Raw genomic sequence first — 21,439 nt, 5'->3', positions numbered from 1 at the left:
CCCCGAAGGGCTTCATCGTTCGACTTGCATGTGTTAAGCACGCCGCCAGCGTTCGTCCTGAGCCAGGATCAAACTCTCCGTGAATGTTTTCCCGTAATCGGGACGACACACACGAGAGCGGAACCAGGGAGAGGAATAATCTCCCGGTTCACAGCGTCCTCGCTGTGCTGCCTGCACGAACAAATGCCGTACAGGACTTTTTCAAAGGAACCTCAACTCACCGGAGTGAGTCGGGGTATCAACATATCTGGCGTTGACTTTTGGCACGCTGTTGAGTTCTCAAGGAACGGACGCTTCCTTTGTACTCACCCTCTCGGGCTTTCCTCCGGGCGCTTCCCTTCGGTGTTTCTTTTGTTCTTGCGTTTCCGACTCTATCAGACTCTTTCGTGTCCGATTTCCTCGGTGCCTTTCCGGTTCCCGCTCAGGCCTTGCGGCTTTCGCGTTTCCCTTTCCGGCGACTCCGACTTTATCAGAGATTCTGAGTCGGAATTCCCGCCCCGTTCGGTCGGTCCCAGGCACGTGCGTGCTCGGGGCTTCCCTCGCTGGCGGAGCCGTAAACCTAACGGAGCGGGGCGCCCCGATGCAAATCGAGGCGCCCCGCTCCGGAGCCGGTGTGATCGGGAGGGTCAGACCTCGACGACCACGGGCAGGATCATCGGGCGTCGGCGGTAGTTGTCCGAGACCCACTTGCCCAGCGTGCGGCGGATGAGCTGCTGCAGTTGGTGGGGCTCGACCACGCCGTCCTGGGCCGACTTCTCCAGTACTTCCTGGACCCTCGGGATGACGGCGTTGAACGCCGAGTCCTCGATGCCGGACCCGCGGGCCTGCACGTGCGGACCGCCGGTGATCTTGCCGGTGCTGGAGTCCACCACCACGAAGACCGAGATGATGCCCTCGTCGCCGAGGATCTTGCGGTCCTTCAGGGCGGGCTCGCCGACGTCGCCGACGGAGAGGCCGTCCACGTAGACGTATCCCGCCTGGACCTTGCCGACGATCTTCGCCTTGCCCTCGACGAGGTCGACGACGACGCCGTCCTCGGCGATCACGATGCGGTCGTGCGGGACGCCGGTGAGGGCGCCGAGCTCGGCGTTGGCGCGCAGGTGGCGCCATTCGCCGTGGACCGGCATCAGGTTCTTGGGCTTGCAGATGTTGTAGAAGTAGAGCAGTTCGCCGGCCGAGGCGTGGCCGGAGACGTGCACCTTCGCGTTGCCCTTGTGGACGACGTTCGCTCCCCAGCGGGTCAGGCCGTTGATCACGCGGTAGACCGCGTTCTCGTTGCCGGGGATGAGGGACGACGCCAGGATCACCGTGTCGCCCTGGACGATGCGGATCTGGTGATCGCGGTTGGCCATGCGCGAGAGCGCGGCCATGGGCTCGCCCTGGGAACCCGTGCAGACCAGGACGACCTCGCTGTCGGGCAGGTCGTCGAGCGTCTTGACGTCGACGACCAGGCCCGCGGGGACGCGGAGGTAGCCGAGGTCACGGGCGATGCCCATGTTGCGGACCATCGAGCGGCCGACGAAGGCGACTCTTCGGCCGTACTCGTGGGCGGCGTCCAGGATCTGCTGGATGCGGTGCACGTGGCTGGCGAAGCTCGCCACGATGATCCGCTTCTGGGCGCCGGCGAAGACGCCCCGGATCACGTTCGAGATGTCCCGCTCCGGCGGGACGAAGCCCGGCACCTCGGCGTTCGTCGAGTCGGAGAGGAGGAGGTCGATGCCCTCCTCGCTCAGCCGCGCGAACGCGTGCAGGTCGGTGAGGCGGCCGTCCATCGGCAACTGGTCCATCTTGAAGTCGCCGGTGGCGACGACCATGCCCGCGGGGGTGCGGACGGCGACGGCCAGGGCGTCCGGGATGGAGTGGTTGACCGCGACGAACTCGCAGTCGAAGGGGCCGAGGTGCTCGCGGTCGCCCTCGACGACCTCCAGCGTGTACGGCCGGATGCGGTGCTCCTGGAGCTTCGCCTCGATGAGCGCGAGGGTCAGCTTGGAGCCGATCAGCGGGATGTCCGGCTTCTCGCGCAGGAGGTAGGGGACACCGCCGATGTGGTCCTCGTGGCCGTGCGTGAGCACGATGCCCTCGATGTCGTCGAGGCGGTCCCTGATGGACGTGAAGTCCGGCAGGATCAGGTCGATTCCGGGCTGCTCCTCCTCGGGGAAGAGCACTCCGCAGTCGACGATCAGCAGGCGACCGTTGTACTCGAAGACGGTCATGTTGCGGCCGATCTCGCCGAGGCCGCCCAGCGGGGTGACCCGCAGGCCGCCCTTCGGGAGCTTCGGCGGAGCGCCGAGTTCAGGATGCGGATGACTCAAAAGACTCTCCTCACCACGCACGCCACGTACCTCCGGGGCACGTGGCGCGCATGACGTTCGTGCATGAGCAGTTGTTGTGTGGGGTGCGGGCGGAAGTCAGCATGTGTCGCGCCCGCGGGTCTCGCGTATTCAGTTGTGAAGTCTGTGGTTACAGCTGTACCCCGCCGGCGGCGAGATCGATCTTGAGCTGGGCCGTCTCGTCGGGTGACAGTTCCACCAGCGGCAGGCGGAGCGGGCCGGCGGGGCGGCCCTGGAGGGCCAGCGCCGCCTTGGTCGTGATCACGCCCTGGGTGCGGAACATGCCGGTGAAGACGGGCAGCAGCTTCTGGTGGATCTCCGTGGCCTTCTGCACGTCGCCGCTGAGGTGCGCCTCCAGCATGGCGCGCAGCTCCGGGGTGACGACGTGGCCGACGACGGAGACGAAGCCGCACGCGCCGACCGAGAGGAGCGGGAGGTTCAGCATGTCGTCGCCGGAGTACCAGGCGAGGCCCGAGCGGGCGATGGCCCAGCTGGCGCGGCCGAGGTCGCCCTTGGCGTCCTTGTTCGCGACGATCCGGGGGTGCTCGGCGAGCCGGACGATCGTCTCCGTGTTGATCGGGACGCCGCTGCGGCCGGGGATGTCGTAGAGCATGACCGGCAGGCCGGTGCTGTCGGCGATCGCGGTGAAGTGCCGGAACAGGCCCTCCTGCGGGGGCTTGTTGTAGTACGGCGTGACGGTCAGGAGGCCGTGGGCGCCGGCCTGCTCCGCGGCGCGGGCGAGCTCGATGCTGTGGCGCGTGTCGTTCGTGCCGACGCCCGCGACCACGTGGGCGCGGTCTCCGACGGCGTCCACCACGGCTCGTACGAGATCGTTTTTCTCCGCGTCACTGACGGTCGGGGACTCACCGGTGGTGCCGTTGATGACCAGGCCGTCATTGCCTGCGTCCACCAGGTGGGCGGCGAGCTGCTGCGCGCCGTCGAGGTCAAGTGCGCCGTCCGCCGCAAAGGGCGTGACCATGGCGGTGAGGACCCTCCCGAAGGGGGTCTGCGGAGTGGAGGTCGGAGCCATGGGTAACACGCTACTCGCTGCTCAGCGCGGGGTCGCCCCTCGGGGGATGTGAGCGGACCTGACAAGTGTGGAGCCCGGCACTGCCTGCTCGGGGGTTCAAGCAGTGCCGGGTCCGTTTGATCAGGCTAGATGAACTTCACGAAGTGCCGCAATACGGACACTTCGCTCGGCGCACCCGCACATCAGTGCCGTATCGCGCCACACGTCCGCCCGTGCGGAGGTCACGGAAGGGGCTCATGGGGTTGGTTTGCGGGTGACAGGGCGGGCAGGCGCATACACAGGCGTCCAGAAGGTGTGGCCGCGGCAGGTTCCCGTCCGGCCATCGGCCGTTCGGTGATCGGCCACGACATTCTTCGACTAATTTGCCGAAACAGGGCACCTTTTGGGCGTTTCCAGCGTCTCTATAGACAACAGAGTCCACAGAGCTCCGTTCGAGACCCGTGAGGAGAAGCGCGCCCCATGTTCCGTCGGCGAGAGCCCGTCCCGTTCGCCTTCATCGCCGAAGCCGACAAGTTCCGCAGTAACGTCACTCCCCCTCCCCGAGAGCGCGCATCGGCCGGCCAGATCATGGGCCGTACGCTCATCGGGCTCACCGTGGTGGCCGGCCTGGTGGGATCCCTGCTCTTCGGGATGCCCGCGATGTCCGCCGACCAGTCACCGGCTCAGCACCAGCAGTCCGAAGCAGCCGACGGCCGCTGACCTGGTCCCGAGCGTCACCGTCCGGCACTGACTCGTCCGGACCCCCAAGGGTGGTAGCAGGGGACGCGGCTCGATAACCTCACCGGGCACAGCCCATGTGTGTGGATCGAGTGAGGATCAGCCCGTGCCCCTGCCCTTCCTGACCGCGGACCGCGCATTCGACGACGTGGCGGACGACGCCGCGCTGCCCTTCGACGACCGCGATCACTGGCGTCGGCCGTACCGGCCGGGCCCCTGGCGGGTGGGCGCCGCCGCGCTCCTGCTGCTGCTCGCCTCGTTCGTCCTGTTCGCCGCGGTGATCATCGCGTTCGCGGACTCCCTCGCGGGCGCCGCGATCTGCGCGGCCCTCGCGGCCCTCATCATCGTCTGCGCCCTGCGGCTGCTGCGCATGGGCACCTGGGTGAGCGCCCAGGGGCTGCGCAGGGTCGGCTTCGTGACGACCCAGACCGTCCCGTGGACCCAGATCTCCGCCGTACGGACCGCGCAGCAGCCGGTGCGCTGGCTCGGGCTGCCCCGCACGGTCCAGGGGCAGGCCCTCGTCCTCGTACGCCGTGACCAGCGGGCCGAGGCGCAGCCGCTGCTCACCGACCGCAACGCCGACTTCCTGGCCCGGCACGAGGCCTTCAACCGGGCGGCCGACTCGATCGAGGTGTGGGCCGACGAGTACCGGCCCACCGCCTGATCCGCCCGGTCCGCACGGTCCGCCGCTAGGCGTTCACCGGCCTGCCCGCGTGCAGGGCGATGGCCCGCTGCATGGCCTTGCGCGCCCGGGGGGTGTCCCTGGCGTCGTGGTAGGCGACCGCGAGGCGGAACCAGCAGCGCCAGTCGTCCGGCGTGTCCTCGGTCTCCGCCTTGCGGCGGGCGAAGACCTCGTCGGCCGAGTCCCGGTCGATGCGGCCGCCGGGCGTGCGCTTCAACTCGTCGACGGGCAGGCCGCCTTCGGCCTCGAGCTCGGCGGCGAGCCGGTTGGCGCGCTGGACGAACTGGGTGTTCTTCCAGAGGAACCAGACGCCGATGACCGGCAGGATCAGCACCGCGACACCGAAGGTGACGGTGAGCAGGGTGCCGTGCCGGATGAGGAGCACGCCGCGGCTGCCGACCAGGACGAAGTAGACGACCAGGACGGCAGCCGTGACGGCGTAGGTGATCTTCGCGCGCATGTCTCTCAGCTCTCGGGTCAGCCGAGGTCCAGGAAGTTTTCCAGGCCGAAGGTGAGGCCCGGAGTGCTGACCACGCGGCGCGCGCCGAGCAGGATGCCCGGCATGAAGCTGCTGTGGTGCAGCGAGTCGTGGCGCACGGTGAGGGTCTCGCCCTCGCCGCCGAGGAGGACCTCCTGGTGGGCCAGGAGGCCGCGCAGGCGCACGGAGTGCACCGGCACGCCGTCGACGTCCGCGCCGCGGGCGCCGTCCAGGGCCGTCGTCGTGGCGTCGGGCTGCGGGGCGGTGCCCGCCTCCCTGCGCGCCTCGGCGATGAGCTGGGCGGTGCGGGTGGCGGTGCCGCTGGGGGCGTCGGCCTTGTTCGGGTGGTGCAGCTCGACGACCTCGACGGACTCGAAGTAGGGCGCGGCGATCTGCGCGAACTTCATCGTGAGGACCGCGCCGATGGAGAAGTTCGGGGCGATGAGCACGCCCGTCCCCGGGGACTCGGCCAGCGCCCCGCGCAGCCGGGCGAGGCGCTCGTCGGTCCAGCCCGTGGTGCCGACGACGGCGTGGATGCCGTGCCGTACGCAGTGGTCGAGGTTGTCCATCACCGAGTCGGGGTGGGTCAGCTCGACCGCCACCTGGGCGCCGGCCTCCACGAGCGTCTCCAGCGAGTCGCCCCGGCCGAGGGCCGCGACCAGTTCCATGTCGTCGGCGGCCTCGACGGCCTTCACGGCCTCGGAGCCGATGCGGCCCTTGGCGCCGATGACCGCCACGCGCAGCTTGCTCATGTCCTTCATTCCTTAAGGGAGTTGGGCCCTCGGGCGGCCTAGGCGACCGCGTCGTGGAGACGGGCCGCCTGCTTGTCCTTGAGCGGGCCGATGGCCGACAGGGACGGGCGGTGGCCGAGCACGTCGCGGGCCACTTCGCGCACCTCGTCGGGGGTGACCGCGGAGATCCTGGCCAGCATGTCGTCGACCGACATGTGCTCGCCCCAGCAGAGCTCGCTCTTGCCGATGCGGTTCATCAGGGCGCCGGTGTCCTCCAGGCCGAGGACGGTGGAGCCCGCGAGCTGGCCGATGGCGCGGCCGATCTCGTCGTCCGTCAGTCCGTGCTGGGCGACCTGGTCGAGCTCGTCGCGGCAGATCTTCAGGACGTCGTGCACCTGGCTGGGGCGACAGCCCGCGTACACGCCGAAGAGACCGGTGTCGGCGAAGCCCGACGTGTACGAGTACACGCTGTAGGCCAGGCCGCGCTTCTCCCGTACCTCCTGGAAGAGGCGGGAGGACATGCCGCCGCCGAGGGCGGTGTTCAGGACGCCGAGGGCCCAGCGGCGGTCGTCGGTGCGGGCCAGGCCCGGCATGCCGAGGATGACGTGGGCCTGCTCGGTCTTGCGGTTGATGACCTCGACGCGGCCCGCGGTGCGCAGGGCGCGGGAGCCCTGGCGCGGGATCATCGGGACGGCGTCGGTGCGCTGCAGGGCACCGGCCTTCTCGAAGGCGGCGCGGACCTGGCGTACGACCTTGTGGTGGTCGACGTTGCCCGCGGCGGCGACGACGAGGCGGGTCGGGTCGTAGTGCTTCTTGTAGAAGCGGCGGATGCGGTCCGCGGTGAGGGCGTTGATCGTGTCCTCGGTGCCGAGGACCGGGCGGCCGAGGGGGGTGTCGCCGAGCATCGTGTGCGCGAACAGGTCGTGCACACAGTCGCCCGGGTCGTCCTCGGTCATCGCGATCTCTTCGAGGATGACGCCGCGCTCGGCGTCGACGTCCTCCTGGAGGATGCGGGAGCCCGTCAGCATGTCGCAGACGACGTCGATGGCAAGGGGGAGGTCGGTGTCGAGCACGCGCGCGTAGTAGCACGTGTACTCCTTGGCCGTGAAGGCGTTCATCTCGCCGCCGACCGCGTCGAGCGCGGCGGAGATGTCCAGGGCGCTGCGCTTCTTGGTGCCCTTGAAGAGGAGGTGCTCCAAGTAGTGCGTGGCGCCGTTCAGCGACGGGGTCTCGTCGCGGGAGCCGACGTTGGCCCAGATGCCGAAGGTCGCCGAGCGCACGGAGGGCAGTGTCTCCGTGACGACGCGCAGGCCGCCGGGGAGGGTCGTCCTGCGGACGGTGCCGATGCCGTTCTCGCCCTTGATGAGGGTTTGGGTACGGGCGACGGCCCGCGCCTCCGAGGAGGTGCGGGCCGTCGTCGTGGTGCTACGCGACGTCACTTGTCGGTGTCGTCCTTCTTGTCGTCGTCCTCTTCACCCTCGATGACGGGGATGAGGGAGAGCTTGCCGCGCGAGTCGATCTCGGCGATCTCGACCTGGACCTTCTGGCCCACACCGAGGACGTCCTCGACGTTCTCCACGCGCTTGCCGCCGGCGAGCTTGCGGATCTGCGAGATGTGCAGCAGACCGTCCTTGCCCGGGAGCAGGGACACGAACGCACCGAAGGTCGTCGTCTTCACGACGGTGCCCAGGTAGCGCTCGCCGACCTCCGGCATGGTCGGGTTGGCGATGCCGTTGATCGTGGCGCGGGCGGCCTCGGCGGCCGGGCCGTCGGCGGCACCGATGTAGATGGTGCCGTCGTCCTCGATCGTGATGTCGGCGCCGGTGTCCTCCTGGATCTGGTTGATCATCTTGCCCTTGGGGCCGATGACCTCACCGATCTTGTCCACCGGGATCTTGACGGTGATGATGCGCGGCGCGTTCGGGGACATCTCGTCCGGAACGTCGATCGCCTCGTTCATCACGTCGAGGATGTGCAGACGCGCGTCGCGGGCCTGCTTCAGCGCGGCGGCCAGGACCGAGGCGGGGATGCCGTCGAGCTTGGTGTCGAGCTGCAGCGCGGTCACGAACTGCTTCGTACCGGCGACCTTGAAGTCCATGTCGCCGAACGCGTCCTCCGCACCGAGGATGTCGGTGAGGGCGACGTAGTGCGTGTCGCCGTCGATCTCCTGGGAGATCAGGCCCATGGCGATACCGGCGACGGCGGCCTTCAGCGGCACACCGGCGTTCAGCAGCGACATGGTGGAGGCGCAGACCGAGCCCATGGACGTCGAGCCGTTGGAACCGAGGGCCTCGGACACCTGGCGGATCGCGTAGGGGAACTCCTCGCGCGTCGGCAGGACCGGCACGATCGCGCGCTCGGCGAGCGCGCCGTGGCCGATCTCGCGGCGCTTGGGGGAGCCGACGCGGCCGGTCTCGCCGACGGAGTACGGCGGGAAGTTGTAGTTGTGCATGTAGCGCTTGCGGGTCACCGGGGAGAGGGTGTCCAGCTGCTGCTCCATGCGGAGCATGTTGAGGGTGGTGACGCCCAGGATCTGGGTCTCGCCACGCTCGAACAGCGCCGAGCCGTGCACGCGCGGGATGGCCTCGACCTCGGCGGCGAGCGTACGGATGTCCGTGACGCCACGGCCGTCGATGCGGACCTTGTCCTTGATGATGCGCTCGCGGACCAGCTTCTTGGTCAGCGCGCGGTAGGCACCGGAGATCTCCTTCTCGCGGCCCTCGAACTGCGGGAGCAGCTTCTCGCCGGCGATCTCCTTGACGCGGTCCAGCTCGGCCTCGCGCTCCTGCTTGCCGGCGATGGTGAGCGCCTGGGCGAGCTCGGTCCTGACCGCGGCGGTCAGGGCCTCGAGCACGTCGTCCTGGTAGTCCAGGAAGACCGGGAAGTCGCCGGTGGGCTTGGCGGCCTTGGCGGCGAGGTCCGACTGGGCCTTGCAGAGGACCTTGATGAAGGGCTTGGCGGCTTCCAGACCGGCGGCGACGACCTCTTCGGTCGGGGCCTCGGCGCCGTCCTTCACCAGCTGGATGGTCTTCTCGGTGGCCTCGGCCTCGACCATCATGATCGCGACGTCGCCGTCCTCCAGGACGCGACCGGCGACGACCATGTCGAAGACGGCGTCCTCGAGCTCGGTGTGCGTCGGGAACGCGACCCACTGGCCCTTGATCAGCGCGACACGGGTGCCGCCGATCGGGCCGGAGAAGGGCAGGCCGGCCAGCTGCGTGGAGCAGGAGGCGGCGTTGATCGCGACCACGTCGTACAGGTGGTCGGGGTTGAGCGCCATGATCGTCTCGACGATCTGGATCTCGTTGCGCAGGCCCTTCTTGAAGGAGGGGCGCAGCGGGCGGTCGATCAGGCGGCAGGTGAGGATCGCGTCCTCGGAGGGCCGGCCCTCACGACGGAAGAAGGAGCCGGGGATCTTGCCCGCAGCGTACTGCCGCTCCTCGACGTCCACCGTGAGGGGGAAGAAGTCGAGCTGGTCCTTGGGCTTCTTCGAAGCGGTGGTGGCCGACAGCACCATGGTGTCGTCGTCCAGGTACGCCACGGCGGAGCCGGCGGCCTGCTTGGCCAGGCGGCCCGTCTCGAAGCGGATGGTGCGGGTGCCGAACGTGCCGTTGTCGATGACGGCCTCGGCGTAGTGGGTCTCGTTCTCCACTGTTCTCCTACGTGTCTACGTTTCGTCTTCTCGCTCCAGGGCCCGTGTGGCCCGGGAGCGGCGTCCCGTCTGCCCTTCGTGGACCGGGACTGGGCGGAGAAGCGCGCCGTGGGTGCGGGCCGGTCTTCGATCGAAGCACCCGGGGATGTACCCGGGGGCCACTACCGAGGACCGGCGGCGGCTGGGTGCGCCTCTCCCTCGTGGGGGTCGTTCCTGTGTCGCCCGGGGCCGGGGGTCGTGTCCGATCCCTGCCCAGGGGGACGTGCTTGTGTCACCAGACTACAAAGCGTCGGTGACACCGCGCATGTACAGCAAAGGGAGCGGCCCCCTTCGAGTGGGAACCGCTCCCTTCACGATGTCTTACTTGGCGCCCGCGGCACCGCGGCGGATGCCGAGGCGGTCAACCAGGGCACGGAAGCGCTGGATGTCCTTCTTGGCCAGGTACTGCAGCAGGCGGCGGCGCTGACCGACCAGGATCAGCAGACCACGACGCGAGTGGTGGTCGTGCTTGTGGGTCTTGAGGTGCTCGGTCAGGTCCGAGATACGGCGGGAGAGAAGCGCCACCTGGACCTCGGGGGAGCCGGTGTCGCCCTCCTTCTGGCCGAACTCGGTCATGATCTGCTTCTTCGTAGCGGCGTCGAGCGACACGCGTACTCCTCGTGATGTCTTCGAGTGCCTCCGAGTGCCCCTGGTCTACATCTCAGGGGGGCTTCCGTGACTCGGGAGGCCGGTGATGATCCGCCGGGCGCGCCCGGTCCCAGGTCGGGTCCGGTCCTGTTGACAGGTCCGGATCCCCGGGGATTCGGGGGTGCGCACAAAGACGGTCGTTACACAGGGTACCAGTCGCTCCGTGGGGGCCCCGCCGTGTGCCTGCGAAACCCCTGAACAGGGGGGTATGCCGCCAGTAGGCTGACCGGACAGCTCTTTCGTACGTCGTGAAGGGACCGCTCCGCCATGACCGAGGCGCAGGACAAGGCACGCAGGGAACGCGAGAAGGACGAGCTCTACGCGCTCGACATCTCCGGCGTCGAGTGGCAGAGCGCTCCGGGCACGGAGGAGCACGAGGAGCGGGTGGAGATCGCGTACCTGCCGGCGGGCGCGGTGGCCATGCGGTCGTCGCTCGATCCGGAGACGGTGCTGCGGTACACCGAGGCGGAGTGGCGGGCGTTCGTGCTCGGGGCCCGGGACGGCGAGTTCGATCTTGAGCCTTCGGTGCGGAACGGGGGCCTTCCGGCGGAGTAGCCGGACGGCGTGCGGACGCGTGGTCCGCGGGCGTGGGAAGGCCACCCCGCGGACCCTCGGCAGGTGGTCGCCGACTCCGCGTTTTCGCTGGAATTCGCCCCTGATTTCCGCTGGTTGACGGTTTGTCCGGGCCTCTTCGATGTACGGGGAACGCTCCCGGCCGGAGCGTGACGCAATGGACAGCATCGGTGGGGTGGACTGCCCTGCCGTGCCGGTGGTTTTGGTGATTAGGCTGGGACAGGGCGCGACGCCAGAACCCTTGAGCGGTTCCTGCGCGTCCCTCAACGGGGAGAGCCAGGCGGATCGGACGACAGGAACGGTCGCCCCCCACCACGGCACGAGGGTGCTCGACCACACCAGGAGGCATTGTGAACAGCGATCGGGACGAGATCCGCGGGGGCTGGGACTCACCGGTCGATGATCAGTCCGACGCGGAGTCCGCTGCCGAGACGACCGGCGAGTTCACCATCGACTACGCGCCGCCCGCCTGGTACACGCAGAACGCTTCGGGCAGTGCGGGTGAGACGCCTTCGGCGGCGCCCGTGTCCGCACCTTCTGCTCCTTCCGCTCCTTCTACTCCTCCTGCTCCCTCTGCTCCCAGTACTCCTTCCGCTCCAGCCGTCCCCTCCGCTCCCCCTGCGTCCGCGCCCGCCGAGCCCGTTTCGGAGGCGGTGGATCCCGCTCCGGACGCCCCGGTCCCGCCGCCGGTCGCCATGCCGTCCTTCTCCGCGCCGCCGCCTCCGCCGCTGCCCGTCAATCCGCCGTCGGCGGGTCTGCCCGGCGGGGTACCGAAGCTGCCCGTGGGCAGCGGCTTCCAGCCCGCGACTCCCGACGAGCGGGATGACGAGCGGGATGACGAGCGGGGTGCGGGGCCCGACGCGCAGGAGGTGCGGGAGGCAGAGGTGCGGGACGCGCGGACCGGCGATGTCGATGCCGACGCGCAGTCCGCCGTTCCGCCGGTGGCCACGGGGGGTGGCGCCGCCGACTGGAGCGGGGCGCTTGCCGGGCCCGCGGCGTCGGTGCACGTCACGGGGGTCGTGCCGAAGAGCGAGGTCGATGCGTTGGCCGAGGCCAGGGGCAAGGCCGGGGCCGACGCCTGGGCCGATGCCGAGGCCACTGCCGGTGCCGACGCCGGTGCCGACGCCGGCGAAGGGAACGGGGAGGCCGAGGCTCCGGCTGCTGCCGGTGCCGGGGGCGTCGAGCCGATTGCGTCCGCTGAGCCCGTGGAGCCCGTGGAGCCCGCCGAGCCCGCGGAGCCCCGGGAGCCCGTCGCGGCCACCGGGCCCGCTGAGCTGTTCACGCCCGTCGAGCCCGCGGCGGGGCCGGTCGAGCCGGTCAGGTTCTCCGCGCCGGTGGCGCCCGTCGCTCCGGTGGAGCCGCCCGCGTCCGAATCGCCCGTCGAGCCCGTGGCGCCGGTCACGTTCTCCCTGCCGGAGGCGCCCGCCGCCCCCGTCGAGCCGCCCGCCCCCGCGCCGCCGGTGGAGCCCGTCGAGCCCGCGGAACCCGTCGAGGCACCCGCGCCGGTGGAGCCGGCCGAGCCCGTCACCCCTGTCACCCCCGTCACCCCTGTCGCTCCCGTCAGCGACGGCAGCCTCGGCAGTGGTGATCTTGAGAGTGGCGCCACCATGCGGTTCTCCGCCCACGCGCTCAAGCGGGAGATCGAGGAGCGGACCGCCGCGGCCGAGGCACCTGTGTCCGTCGCTGAGCCCGAGGACCCGTCCGCTGGCGGTGCTGACGTCGACGACGTCACCTCGGAGGAAGTCAAGGGCGTCAGGGGCGTCAAGGACGTGCGGGACGCCGAGGAGCGGACCGCCGGGGACGCCGCGCCCCTCCCCGCCCCCGCGCCCCAGGACGCCGTGCCCGCCCCCGACGTGCAGGACGCCGTGCCGCCGTCGTGGACCCCGCCGCCGCCCGCGCCGCAGGACGGCCTGCCGCCGCTGCCGCCCGCGTTCCGGCCCGCCGCCCCGACCTCGGCCCCGCAGTGGCCCGGCCACCAGCCGACGCCTCCCCCGGCGCAGCCCGCGCCGGTGCAGGCGCAGCCGCCCGCGCCGGTCCAGCCGCAGGCTCCGCAGCCGGCGCCGGGCGCCTGGCCCGCCACCACCGCACCGGCCGCCGGGACGCCCGCGCCGCCGACCCCGGCGGAAGGCCACGGCTTCCCGCAGCAGGCCGCGCCCGCGGCACCCGGCGCGCCCTTCGCCCCGGCGCCGCCCGCCCAGCACTCCGCGCCCGTTCCGGGTGCCCCCAACCCGCCCGCGCAGGGCGGCAGTTACGGGTTCCCGCAGCCGCCCGCGCCGCACGGCCAGCAGCCGGTCCAGGCCGCACCCGCTCCCGGCCAGCAGCCGCCTCCCCAGCAGCAGGCCGCCGTGCCGCCGCAGCAGACGTACGCGCAGCAGCCGCCCGCGCAGGCCGGCGGATACGGGTACCCGCAGCAGCCCGCCCAGGCCGGTGGCTACGGATTCCCCCAGCAGCCCGCGCACCCGCAGGCACAGGCTCCCCAGCCGCAGGTCCCGCAGCAGCCCGCACAGCCCCAGCCGCAGCCCCCTCAGCAGGAGCAGCAGGCACCGCAGGGCCAGCCGGTCCAGCCGGTCCCGCCCGCGCACGCGGGTCAGCCCGGGCAGCCGCCCGTCGACCCCCGTACCGGTACCGCCTGGCCGCAGCCCGTGCAGCCCGATCAGCGCGAGCGCACCAACCCCGGTGCCCCGCTCGGCTACACCGCCGCCGTCGAGCTGTCCTCCGACCGGCTGCTGCGCAACACCAAGCCGAAGACGAGGAGCAGCCGTCCGTCGGGCGGCGGTTCGCGGTTCAAGCTCGGCGGCAAGAAGGAAGAGGCCGAGCGGCAGCGGAAGTTGGAGCTGATCCGGACCCCGGTGCTCTCCTGCTACCGGATCGCCGTCATCAGCCTCAAGGGCGGTGTGGGCAAGACGACGACCACCACCGCCCTGGGCTCCACCCTCGCCACCGAGCGGCAGGACAAGATCCTCGCGATCGACGCCAACCCCGACGCAGGAACGCTCGGCCGCCGCGTGCGGCGCGAGACCGGGGCCACCATCCGTGACCTCGTCCAGGCGATCCCGTACATCAACTCGTACATGGACATCCGGCGCTTCACCTCGCAGGCGCCGTCAGGTCTGGAGATCATCGCGAACGACGTCGACCCGGCCGTGTCGACGACCTTCAACGACGAGGACTACCGGCGCGCGATCGACGTCCTCGGCAAGCAGTACCCGATCATCCTGACCGACTCCGGTACGGGTCTGCTGTACAGCGCGATGCGCGGGGTGCTCGATCTCGCCGATCAGCTGATCATCATCTCCACGCCGTCCGTCGACGGTGCGAGCAGCGCGTCCACGACGCTGGACTGGCTGTCCGCGCACGGGTACGCCGACCTGGTCTCGCGCTCGCTGACCGTCATCTCCGGGGTGCGCGAGACCGGCAAGATGATCAAGGTCGACGACATCGTGTCGCACTTCGAGACGCGGTGCCGGGGCGTCGTCGTCATCCCCTTCGACGAGCACCTCGCGGCGGGCGCGGAGGTCGACCTCGACATGATGCGGCCCAAGGTGCGGGAGGCGTACTTCAACCTCTCCGCGCTGGTCGCCGAGGACTTCGTACGGGCCCAGCAGCAGCAAGGGCTGTGGACGTCGGACGGGAACCCGCCGCCGCACATGGCCCCGCCGATGCCGGGAGTCCAGGGGCAGCCGTACGGCGGACAGGTGCCCGCGCAGGCCCAGCCGCAGCCGCACCCGGGACAGCAGCCCCAGCCCCAGCCGGGCGGGCAGCCCTACCCGGGGCAGCCGCAGCCGTACGTCCCCCAGCAGCCCGCGCCCGGGCAGCAGCAGCCCGCGCCGGGTCAGCAGCCCTATCCGCAGCAGCCGGGCGCTCCGCAGGGCTGGCAGGGGCAGGCGCCCCCGCAGGGGCAAGCACCTCCGCAGGGCCAGACGCCCCCGCAGAATCAGGCCCAGGCACAGCCGCCCGCCCAGCCCCAGCCCCAGCCCCAACCGCAGCCCGGGGCGCCGTTCCAGCCGGGCGCGCCGTTCCAGGGCGGGGAGCCTCAGCCGCCCCAGCAGTAACACGAGAAGACGACTCCCCCGTGGGCCCGCACCGTTCTCCGGTGCGGGCCCACGGGCATGTCACCGGCTTGGCGTAGTCGCCAGGTCAGGTCGCCCCCGCCTCAGCCGCCACGCCCTCACCAGCCATGCGTCAGTGGTCTTGACCAATGCGGATGAAATCCCGGTCAACTCGTTATTTCCGCAGGCCACATGGGGTTCACCCGCCGTTGACGCGCGCAGACTGGCGCTGGTAAACACACATCAACCAGCTGACGTTCCTTGATCCACCAGCGTGCAACCAGCCATCCCTGTGCAAGCGATGACGCGAGGTCACCGACCCATGGACACACAAGATCAGCACGGCAGAGCAGCAGTACCGAAGTCGGCGGCGCCGCACAGAGCCCGCCCCCGCGACCGCCACCGCCGCCGGGTCCTGTTCGCCGGTGGAGCCGCCGCGTTCACCCTGACGGCCGGTCTCGCCACGCCGCTCAACCCGGCCCCGCAGCAGGCGCAGGCCAAGGACGACGGCAAGAAGGTGCTCACCGTCGCCGTCGCGCAGAGCGTCGACTCGCTCAGCCCCTTCCTCGCCCAGCGGCTGCTCAGCACCAGCGTCCACCGCCTCACGTACGAGTACCTGACGAACTACGACGCGAAGGACAACAAGGCGATCCCCGGCTTCGCCACCCGGTGGGAGCCCTCCGCCGACAAGCTGACCTGGACGTACACCATTCGGGGCGACTCGAAGTGGTCGGACGGCAAGAAGGCGACGGCCGAGGACGCGGCCTGGACATTCAACAAGGTGATGTCCAAGGAGGGCACCGCCACCGCGAACTCCAACTTCGTCACCAACTTCAAGAAGGTGACCGCGCCGAGCCCCACCAAGCTGGTCATCGAGCTGAAGAAGCCGCAGGCGACGATGGCTGCCCTGGACGTGCCGATCGTCCCCAAGCACGTCTGGGAGAAGGTCGACGACCTCTCGAAGTTCAACAACGACAAGGACTTCCCGGTCGTCGGCAACGGGCCGTTCACCCTGACGGACTACAAGGTCGACCAGTACGTGAAGCTGAAGGCCAACAAGGACTTCTGGCGCGGTCGGCCGAAGTTCGACGAGCTGGTCTTCAAGACGTACAAGGACCAGGACGCCGCCGTCTCCGCCCTGCGCAAGGGCGAGGTGTCCTTCGTCGCCGGACAGCCCGCACTCACCCCCGCCCAGGCCGCGTCCCTCAAGAACGAGGACGACATCAAGGTCAACGAGGGGCCGGGGCGCCGCTTCTTCGCCCTCGCGACCAACCCGGGCGCCAAGACGCGCGACGGCAAGAAGTTCGGTGACGGCAACCCGGCGCTGCTCGACAAGAAGGTGCGCCAGGCGCTGTTCCTCTCCGTGGACCGCAAGGCCATCGTCGACAAGGTCTTCCAGGGGCACGCCGTCGAGGGCGCGGGCTACATTCCGCCGCGCTTCTCCGACTACGCCTGGAAGCCCTCCGCCGACCAGGAGCTGTCCTACGACCCGAAGCGGGCGGCCCGGCTGCTCGACGAGGCGGGCTACCAGAAGAACGGCGACGGCAAGCGCGTCGGCAAGGACGGCAAGCCGCTGGACCTGCGCATCCTGTGCCACGCCACCGACCCCAACGACAAGGCGGTCGGCAAGTACCTCAAGGAGTGGTGGGGCGACCTCGGCATCGGGCTGAAGGTCAACTGCCTCGACGACGTCTCGGTGCCCTGGTACGCGGGCGAGTACGACCTGGCGTTCGACGGCTGGTCCGTCAACCCCGACCCGGACTTCGTGCTCGGCATCCACACCTGCCCCGCGCTGCCGGAGAAGGCCAAGGAGAGCGCCGCCACCGACAACTTCATCTGCGACAAGAAGTTCGACGACCTGTACGACAAGCAGCTCGCGGAGTACGACCCCGCCAAGCGTGCCGGCATCGTCAAGCAGATGGAGTCCTGGCTGTACGACTCCGGGTACATGAACGTCCTCGCGTACCCGAACGCCGTCGAGGCCTACCGCACCGACCAGATCAAGTCCATCACCACCATGCCGACGGCCGCGGGCAACATCTACGGCCAGGACGGATATTGGAGCTGGTGGTCGGCCGTTCCCGCGGATGGGAAGAGTTCCTCCAAGGACGGCAGCTCGACCGGTGTCATCATCGGTATCGCCGCTGCCGCGGTGGTGCTCGTGGGCGGCGGAGTCCTGTTCGCCCTGCGCCGCCGTTCGACCGCAGAGGACCGCGAGTAACGCATGACCGCTGACAGCAATCCCGCCCTGCTCGACACCGAGGGCCCGCTGGGCCCCGGGGCCGACGGCGACCCGGCCCCGGCCGGGCCGGCGTCGGCCCGCGGGCCGCGCGCCCGCAACACCCGCGCCTACCTCCTCTATGTGGCGGGCAAGCTCGGCGGCGCGGTCGTGTCGCTGTTCGCCGTGCTCGTCACCAGCTTCTTCCTGTTCCGGCTGATCCCCGGTGACCCGGTCAAGCAGATGACGGGCGGCAAGCGCGTCTCGTCCGAGCAACTGGCCGCGATGCGCAAGGAGTTCGGCCTGGACAAGCCGGTGATGGCCCAGTTCTGGGACTACACCGGCAACGTCCTGAGCGGCGACTTCGGCACGTCGTACCAGTTCCACGCTCCCGTGCTGGACAAGATCACGGACGCTCTCCCCGCGACGCTGCTGCTCACCGGAACGGCGTACGTCCTCTACACGCTCATCGGCATCTGGCTGGGCACGCGCACCGCCTGGCGCAACGGCCGGCTCGGGGACCGCTTCCACACCGGGCTCGCGCTGACCCTGTACTCGGTGCCGTCGTTCTGGCTGGGCCTCCTCCTGATCATCACCTTCTCGGTGGGCATCGGGCCGATCCCCGGCATGTTCCCCACCGGCGGTCTGGAGTCGGGCGGCGAGACCGGCTTCGCGTACGTCCTCGACGTCGCGCACCACATGGTGCTGCCCGTCATCACGCTCGTCGCCGTCGGGTACGCACAGACGCTCCTGGTCATGCGTTCCTCGCTGCTCGACGAGATGGGCAGCGACTACCTGACCACCGCCCGCGCCAAGGGGCTGCGCGACGACCTGGTGCGCCGCCGGCACGCCGTGCCGAACGCGATGCTGCCGACCGTGACGCTGATGTTCGTGAACCTCGGCACGGTCGTGGCCGGCGCGATCCTCGTCGAGACCGTCTTCTCCTGGCCGGGCCTCGGCGGGCTCTTCTACCAGGCGCTGAGCGTGCCCGACCTGCCGCTGGTGCAGGGGCTGTTCTTCGTGTTCTCCGTCGCGGTGATCCTGATGAACACCCTGGCCGACGTGATCTATCCGCTGCTCGATCCCCGGGTGGGCCGATGACGACCGAATCCGCACCGACCACCCCGGCGGTACCCGCGGCCAAGAGCGCACGCTCGCTGGCCCGGACCCGCCGCCGGCACTCCGTCGCCCGCTTCTGGCGGGAGTACCGCACGCACCGGGCCGGGGTCCTCGGGCTCGCCGTGCTCGTCCTGATCGGACTCGCCGCGATCCTCGCGCCGCTGCTCGTCGGCTCGGACGCGCAGAGCGTGACGGCGGCGCCGGGCAAGCCGATGGAGTCGCCGAGCGGTGAATTCCCGCTGGGGACCGACCAGTTCGGGCGCGACCTGCTGGGCCTGCTGGTGTGGGGCGCGCGCATGTCGCTGACCGTGGGGCTGCTCGCCGCCGTGCTGTCGGTGGCCATCGGCACCCTCGTCGGCATCACGGCGGGCCACTTCAAGGGCTGGTACGCCACGGTGATCATGCGCATCACCGACTGGTTCCTGGTGATGCCGACCCTGGTCCTCGCCATCGCGCTGGCCGCGGTGATGTCCGCCTCGATCTGGACGATCATCCTGGCGATCGGGGTGACGACCTGGCCGACGACGGCACGCCTGGTCCGTGCGCAGACGCTCGCGGTGGAGTCCCGCCCCTACATCGAGCGGGCGCAGGCGCTCGGCGGCGGCCACGGGCACATCATGGCCCGGCACGTGCTGCCCAACGTCATGCCGCTGGTCCTCGCGCAGACCACCCTCGTCATCTCCGGCGCGATCCTCACCGAGGCGACGCTCGCGTTCCTCGGCCTCGGCGACCCGACGAGCGTGTCGTGGGGCGGTCTGCTGCAGGACGCGCGCGAGGCGGGCGCGGTCAGCGCGGGCCACTGGTGGTACCTCGCACCGCCCGGCCTCGCCATCGCGATCGTCGCGCTGGCGTTCACGCTGTGCGGCCGCGCCGTGGAATCCGTCCTCAACCCCAGGCTGGGGGCCACCCGTTGAACGACGTACAGCGAGACGAACACCAGGCGCCGGCGCCCGGCCCGGACACCGCGACCGAAGGGTTCCGGCTGCTCGACGTGCGCGACCTGGAGGTGACGTACGCGAACGGCGCGGCCGCCGTCCGAGGGGTCAACCTGCACGTCGACGCGGGCCAGAAGCTCGGCGTCGCCGGCGAGTCGGGCTGCGGCAAGTCGACGCTGGCGCTGGCGCTGCTGCGGCTGCTGCCCGCGGGCGCCAAGGTGTCCGGCGAGATCCTGCTCGACGGCGAGGACGTGCTCGCCATGAAGTGGGGGCGGGTCCGCGCGGTGCGCTGGGCGGGCGCCTCGATCGTCTTCCAGGGCGCGATGCACTCGCTGAACGCCGTGCACCGCGTCGGCGACCAGATCGCCGAGCCGATCCTGCTGCACAAGAAGGCCACCCAGGCGGGCGCGAAGAAGAAGGTCGGCGAGCTCCTGGAACACGTGGGGCTGCCCGCCGCCCGCGCGGACGCCTATCCGCACGAGCTGTCCGGCGGCCAGCGCCAGCGCGTCATGATCGCGATGGCCCTCGCCTGCGACCCCCGGCTGATCATCGCGGACGAGCCGACCACCGCCCTGGACGTGATGATCCAGGCGCAGATCCTGCGGCTGATCGAACAGCTCGTCGCCGAGCAGGACCTGGGCCTGATGATGATCAGCCACGACCTCGCGGTGCTCTCCGACACCTGCGACCGGCTCGCCGTGATGTACGCGGGCCGCGTCGTCGAGGAGGGCCCCGCCTCGGAGGTCTACGAGAACGCCCGGCACCCCTACGGGAAGGCCCTGTCGGCGGCGTTCCCGCGCATCGGCGACGTGGCGTCGCGGTTCGCCCCGCGCGGCCTGCCGGGCGACCCGCCCGACCCGTCCGCCCTCCCCGCGGGCTGCACCTTCCACCCCCGCTGCGCCGTCGCCGTCGAGTCCTGCGCCACGGAGGACCAGGCCCTGCGGGACGCGGGCCCGCAGCACCGCGCGGCATGCGTCCACGCGGGCGCGCCGCTGCCGGCGCAGCCCACGTCCCCGCCCGCGGCGGCGGAGCGCACGCCGTGACCCCCAGCCCCCGGGAAGAGGAACCGCGCATGACCACTCAGGAGCCGGGCGGCGCGCTGCTGACCGCCGCCGACCTGCACATCGCCTTTCCGGGGCGGCGCGGCGGGCCCACCGCGCGGGCCGTCGACGGCGTCGACCTCGACATCAAGGCCGGCGAGATCGTCGCCCTGGTCGGCGAGTCCGGCTGCGGCAAGACGACCTTGGCCCGCTCACTGCTCGGCCTGGTGCCGCCGACCTCGGGGAAGGTGACGTTCGGCGGCCGGCCGCTGGACTACTCCAGCCGCGCCCTGAAGGCCTACCGCAAGCGGGTCCAGCTGGTCCTCCAGGACCCCAGCGGGTCGCTCAACCCGCGGCACACGGTGTACGACGCGGTGGCGGAGGGGCTGCGCATCCACGGGTACGCGGGCGACGAGCGGGCGGCGGTCGCGGGGGCGCTGTCGCGGGCCGGGCTGCGGCCCCCGGAGCGCTTCTTCCTGCGCTACCCGCACGAGCTGTCGGGCGGTCAGCGCCAGCGGGTCGTCATCGCGGGCGCGCTCGTCCTGGAGCCCGAACTCATCGTCGCCGACGAGCCGGTGGCGTCCCTGGACGCGTCCGTGCGCGGCGAGATCCTGGCGCTGCTGCTCCGGCTGCGCGACGAGCTCGGGCTCTCCGCGCTGGTGGTGACGCACGACCTGGGGCTCGCCTGGAACATCGCGGACCGGGTGGCGGTGATGTACCTGGGCCGGATCGTGGAGACCGGCACGGTGGAGGAGGTCCTGACGGCGCCTCAGCACCCGTATACGCAGGCCCTGTTGTCGGTGCTTCCGGAGGCGACGGGGGATCCGGTGGTGCTCACCGGTGAGCCGCCGGACCCCTCGCGGATTCCGGGCGGGTGCCGATTTCACGCACGCTGCCAGGTGCTCGCCTCGGGCGAGGCGGAGCGGGCGGGGGTCGCGGAGCGCTGCCGTGGGGAGGATCTGACGGTGCTCTCCGGGGGTGGGGAGACGCAGGTCGCGTGCCACTGGGCCGTCTCTGGCGGGACGGTCTCTCGCGGGACGGGATCTGGCGGGACGGGATCTGGCGGGACGGGATCTGGCGGGGCGGGATCTGGCGGGGCGCCTTAGGGAGTGCTCTTCGGGTGGCCCTTGGTGGGGGCTTGGCGCGCAGTTCCCCGCGCCCCTGAACAGCGCCCCTCGGGGCTTTGTCAGGGGCGCTT

At 70.6% G+C, this 21,439-nt stretch carries 16 protein-coding genes, 1 rRNA gene and 1 pseudogene; 10 read left to right on the top strand and 8 right to left on the bottom strand.

Going from position 1 to position 21,439, the window contains the following annotated elements; all coding sequences use genetic code 11:
* From ACFYXE_RS06805 to dapA, 3 genes are all read right to left on the bottom strand, one after another.
* A 16S ribosomal RNA gene (locus ACFYXE_RS06805) occupies positions 1-84 on the bottom strand; the annotation flags it as partial.
* A gap of 542 nt (positions 85-626) precedes the next feature.
* Positions 627-2,312: a ribonuclease J gene (locus ACFYXE_RS06800; protein ID WP_361180608.1), complete on the bottom strand. Its 1,686-nt coding sequence runs from the start codon at positions 2,310-2,312 to the stop codon at positions 627-629.
* 148 nt (positions 2,313-2,460) lie between these two features.
* Positions 2,461-3,360, bottom strand: coding sequence for a 4-hydroxy-tetrahydrodipicolinate synthase (dapA, locus tag ACFYXE_RS06795; RefSeq protein ID WP_361180607.1), 900 nt, complete (start codon positions 3,358-3,360; stop codon positions 2,461-2,463).
* A gap of 459 nt (positions 3,361-3,819) precedes the next feature.
* Here dapA and ACFYXE_RS06790 point away from each other — a divergent pair, with 459 nt between their 5' ends.
* Both ACFYXE_RS06790 and ACFYXE_RS06785 read left to right on the top strand, forming a co-directional pair.
* On the top strand, positions 3,820-4,059 hold the full coding sequence (locus ACFYXE_RS06790) for a hypothetical protein (RefSeq protein ID WP_361180606.1): 240 nt from the start codon (positions 3,820-3,822) through the stop codon (positions 4,057-4,059).
* Between the two features lie 124 nt (positions 4,060-4,183).
* Positions 4,184-4,741 (top strand): hypothetical protein, encoded by a 558-nt coding sequence (locus ACFYXE_RS06785; RefSeq protein WP_389309409.1) that lies wholly within the window; start codon positions 4,184-4,186, stop codon positions 4,739-4,741.
* Between the two features lie 25 nt (positions 4,742-4,766).
* Here the strand turns inward: ACFYXE_RS06785 and ACFYXE_RS06780 are convergent, their stop codons facing one another.
* The 5 genes from ACFYXE_RS06780 to rpsO all read right to left on the bottom strand — a co-directional run bounded on the left by ACFYXE_RS06780 (position 4,767) and on the right by rpsO (position 10,268).
* Complete coding sequence (locus tag ACFYXE_RS06780) at positions 4,767-5,219, bottom strand: tetratricopeptide repeat protein (protein ID WP_361180603.1); 453 nt, start codon at positions 5,217-5,219, stop codon at positions 4,767-4,769.
* Between the two features lie 17 nt (positions 5,220-5,236).
* A complete protein-coding gene (dapB, locus tag ACFYXE_RS06775) occupies positions 5,237-5,989 on the bottom strand; it encodes a 4-hydroxy-tetrahydrodipicolinate reductase (protein ID WP_389309406.1) in 753 nt (250 codons plus the stop codon).
* A 38-nt stretch (positions 5,990-6,027) separates the two neighbouring features.
* Positions 6,028-7,407 carry a M16 family metallopeptidase gene (locus tag ACFYXE_RS06770; protein ID WP_389309404.1) on the bottom strand — a complete coding sequence of 460 codons (1,380 nt, stop codon included), beginning with the start codon at positions 7,405-7,407 and terminating at the stop codon, positions 6,028-6,030.
* Positions 7,404-9,620 (bottom strand): polyribonucleotide nucleotidyltransferase, encoded by a 2,217-nt coding sequence (locus ACFYXE_RS06765; RefSeq protein WP_389309401.1) that lies wholly within the window; start codon positions 9,618-9,620, stop codon positions 7,404-7,406. The genes ACFYXE_RS06770 and ACFYXE_RS06765 overlap by 4 nt, the downstream gene beginning before the upstream one ends.
* Before the next feature lie 360 nt (positions 9,621-9,980).
* Positions 9,981-10,268 carry a 30S ribosomal protein S15 gene (rpsO, locus tag ACFYXE_RS06760; RefSeq protein WP_030363216.1) on the bottom strand — a complete coding sequence of 96 codons (288 nt, stop codon included), beginning with the start codon at positions 10,266-10,268 and terminating at the stop codon, positions 9,981-9,983.
* Positions 10,269-10,574: 306 nt separating this feature from the next.
* Between rpsO and ACFYXE_RS06755 the strand changes: the two genes are divergently transcribed.
* The 8 genes and pseudogenes from ACFYXE_RS06755 (at position 10,575) to ACFYXE_RS06720 (ending at position 21,347) form a co-directional block, all read left to right on the top strand.
* Positions 10,575-10,862, top strand: coding sequence for a DUF397 domain-containing protein (locus ACFYXE_RS06755; protein ID WP_361180598.1), 288 nt, complete (start codon positions 10,575-10,577; stop codon positions 10,860-10,862).
* 368 nt (positions 10,863-11,230) lie between these two features.
* Positions 11,231-11,359 (top strand): annotated as a pseudogene (locus tag ACFYXE_RS06750) (SCO5717 family growth-regulating ATPase); the annotation flags it as partial.
* 174 nt (positions 11,360-11,533) lie between these two features.
* Positions 11,534-14,932 carry an AAA family ATPase gene (locus ACFYXE_RS06745; RefSeq protein ID WP_389309610.1) on the top strand — a complete coding sequence of 1,133 codons (3,399 nt, stop codon included), beginning with the start codon at positions 11,534-11,536 and terminating at the stop codon, positions 14,930-14,932.
* 319 nt (positions 14,933-15,251) lie between these two features.
* A complete protein-coding gene (locus tag ACFYXE_RS06740) occupies positions 15,252-17,150 on the top strand; it encodes an ABC transporter substrate-binding protein (RefSeq protein ID WP_389309397.1) in 1,899 nt (632 codons plus the stop codon).
* Between the two features lie 3 nt (positions 17,151-17,153).
* On the top strand, positions 17,154-18,248 hold the full coding sequence (locus ACFYXE_RS06735; protein ID WP_389309394.1) for an ABC transporter permease: 1,095 nt from the start codon (positions 17,154-17,156) through the stop codon (positions 18,246-18,248).
* Positions 18,245-19,180, top strand: coding sequence for an ABC transporter permease (locus ACFYXE_RS06730; protein ID WP_389309391.1), 936 nt, complete (start codon positions 18,245-18,247; stop codon positions 19,178-19,180). Before ACFYXE_RS06735 ends, ACFYXE_RS06730 begins: the two co-directional genes overlap by 4 nt.
* Positions 19,177-20,244, top strand: a complete 1,068-nt coding sequence (locus ACFYXE_RS06725; protein ID WP_389309388.1) for an ABC transporter ATP-binding protein — start codon at positions 19,177-19,179, stop codon at positions 20,242-20,244. Before ACFYXE_RS06730 ends, ACFYXE_RS06725 begins: the two co-directional genes overlap by 4 nt.
* Positions 20,245-20,273: 29 nt before the next feature.
* Positions 20,274-21,347: an ABC transporter ATP-binding protein gene (locus tag ACFYXE_RS06720; protein WP_389309385.1), complete on the top strand. Its 1,074-nt coding sequence runs from the start codon at positions 20,274-20,276 to the stop codon at positions 21,345-21,347.
* The last annotated feature ends 92 nt before the right edge of the window (positions 21,348-21,439 follow it).

Source organism: Streptomyces sp. NPDC002564, from assembly GCF_042889645.1.
In the GTDB taxonomy this organism is placed as follows: Bacteria; Actinomycetota; Actinomycetes; order Streptomycetales; family Streptomycetaceae; genus Streptomyces.
The sequence above is the reverse complement of the archived record's forward strand: the minus strand, read 5'-3'. Positions and strand labels throughout refer to the sequence as shown.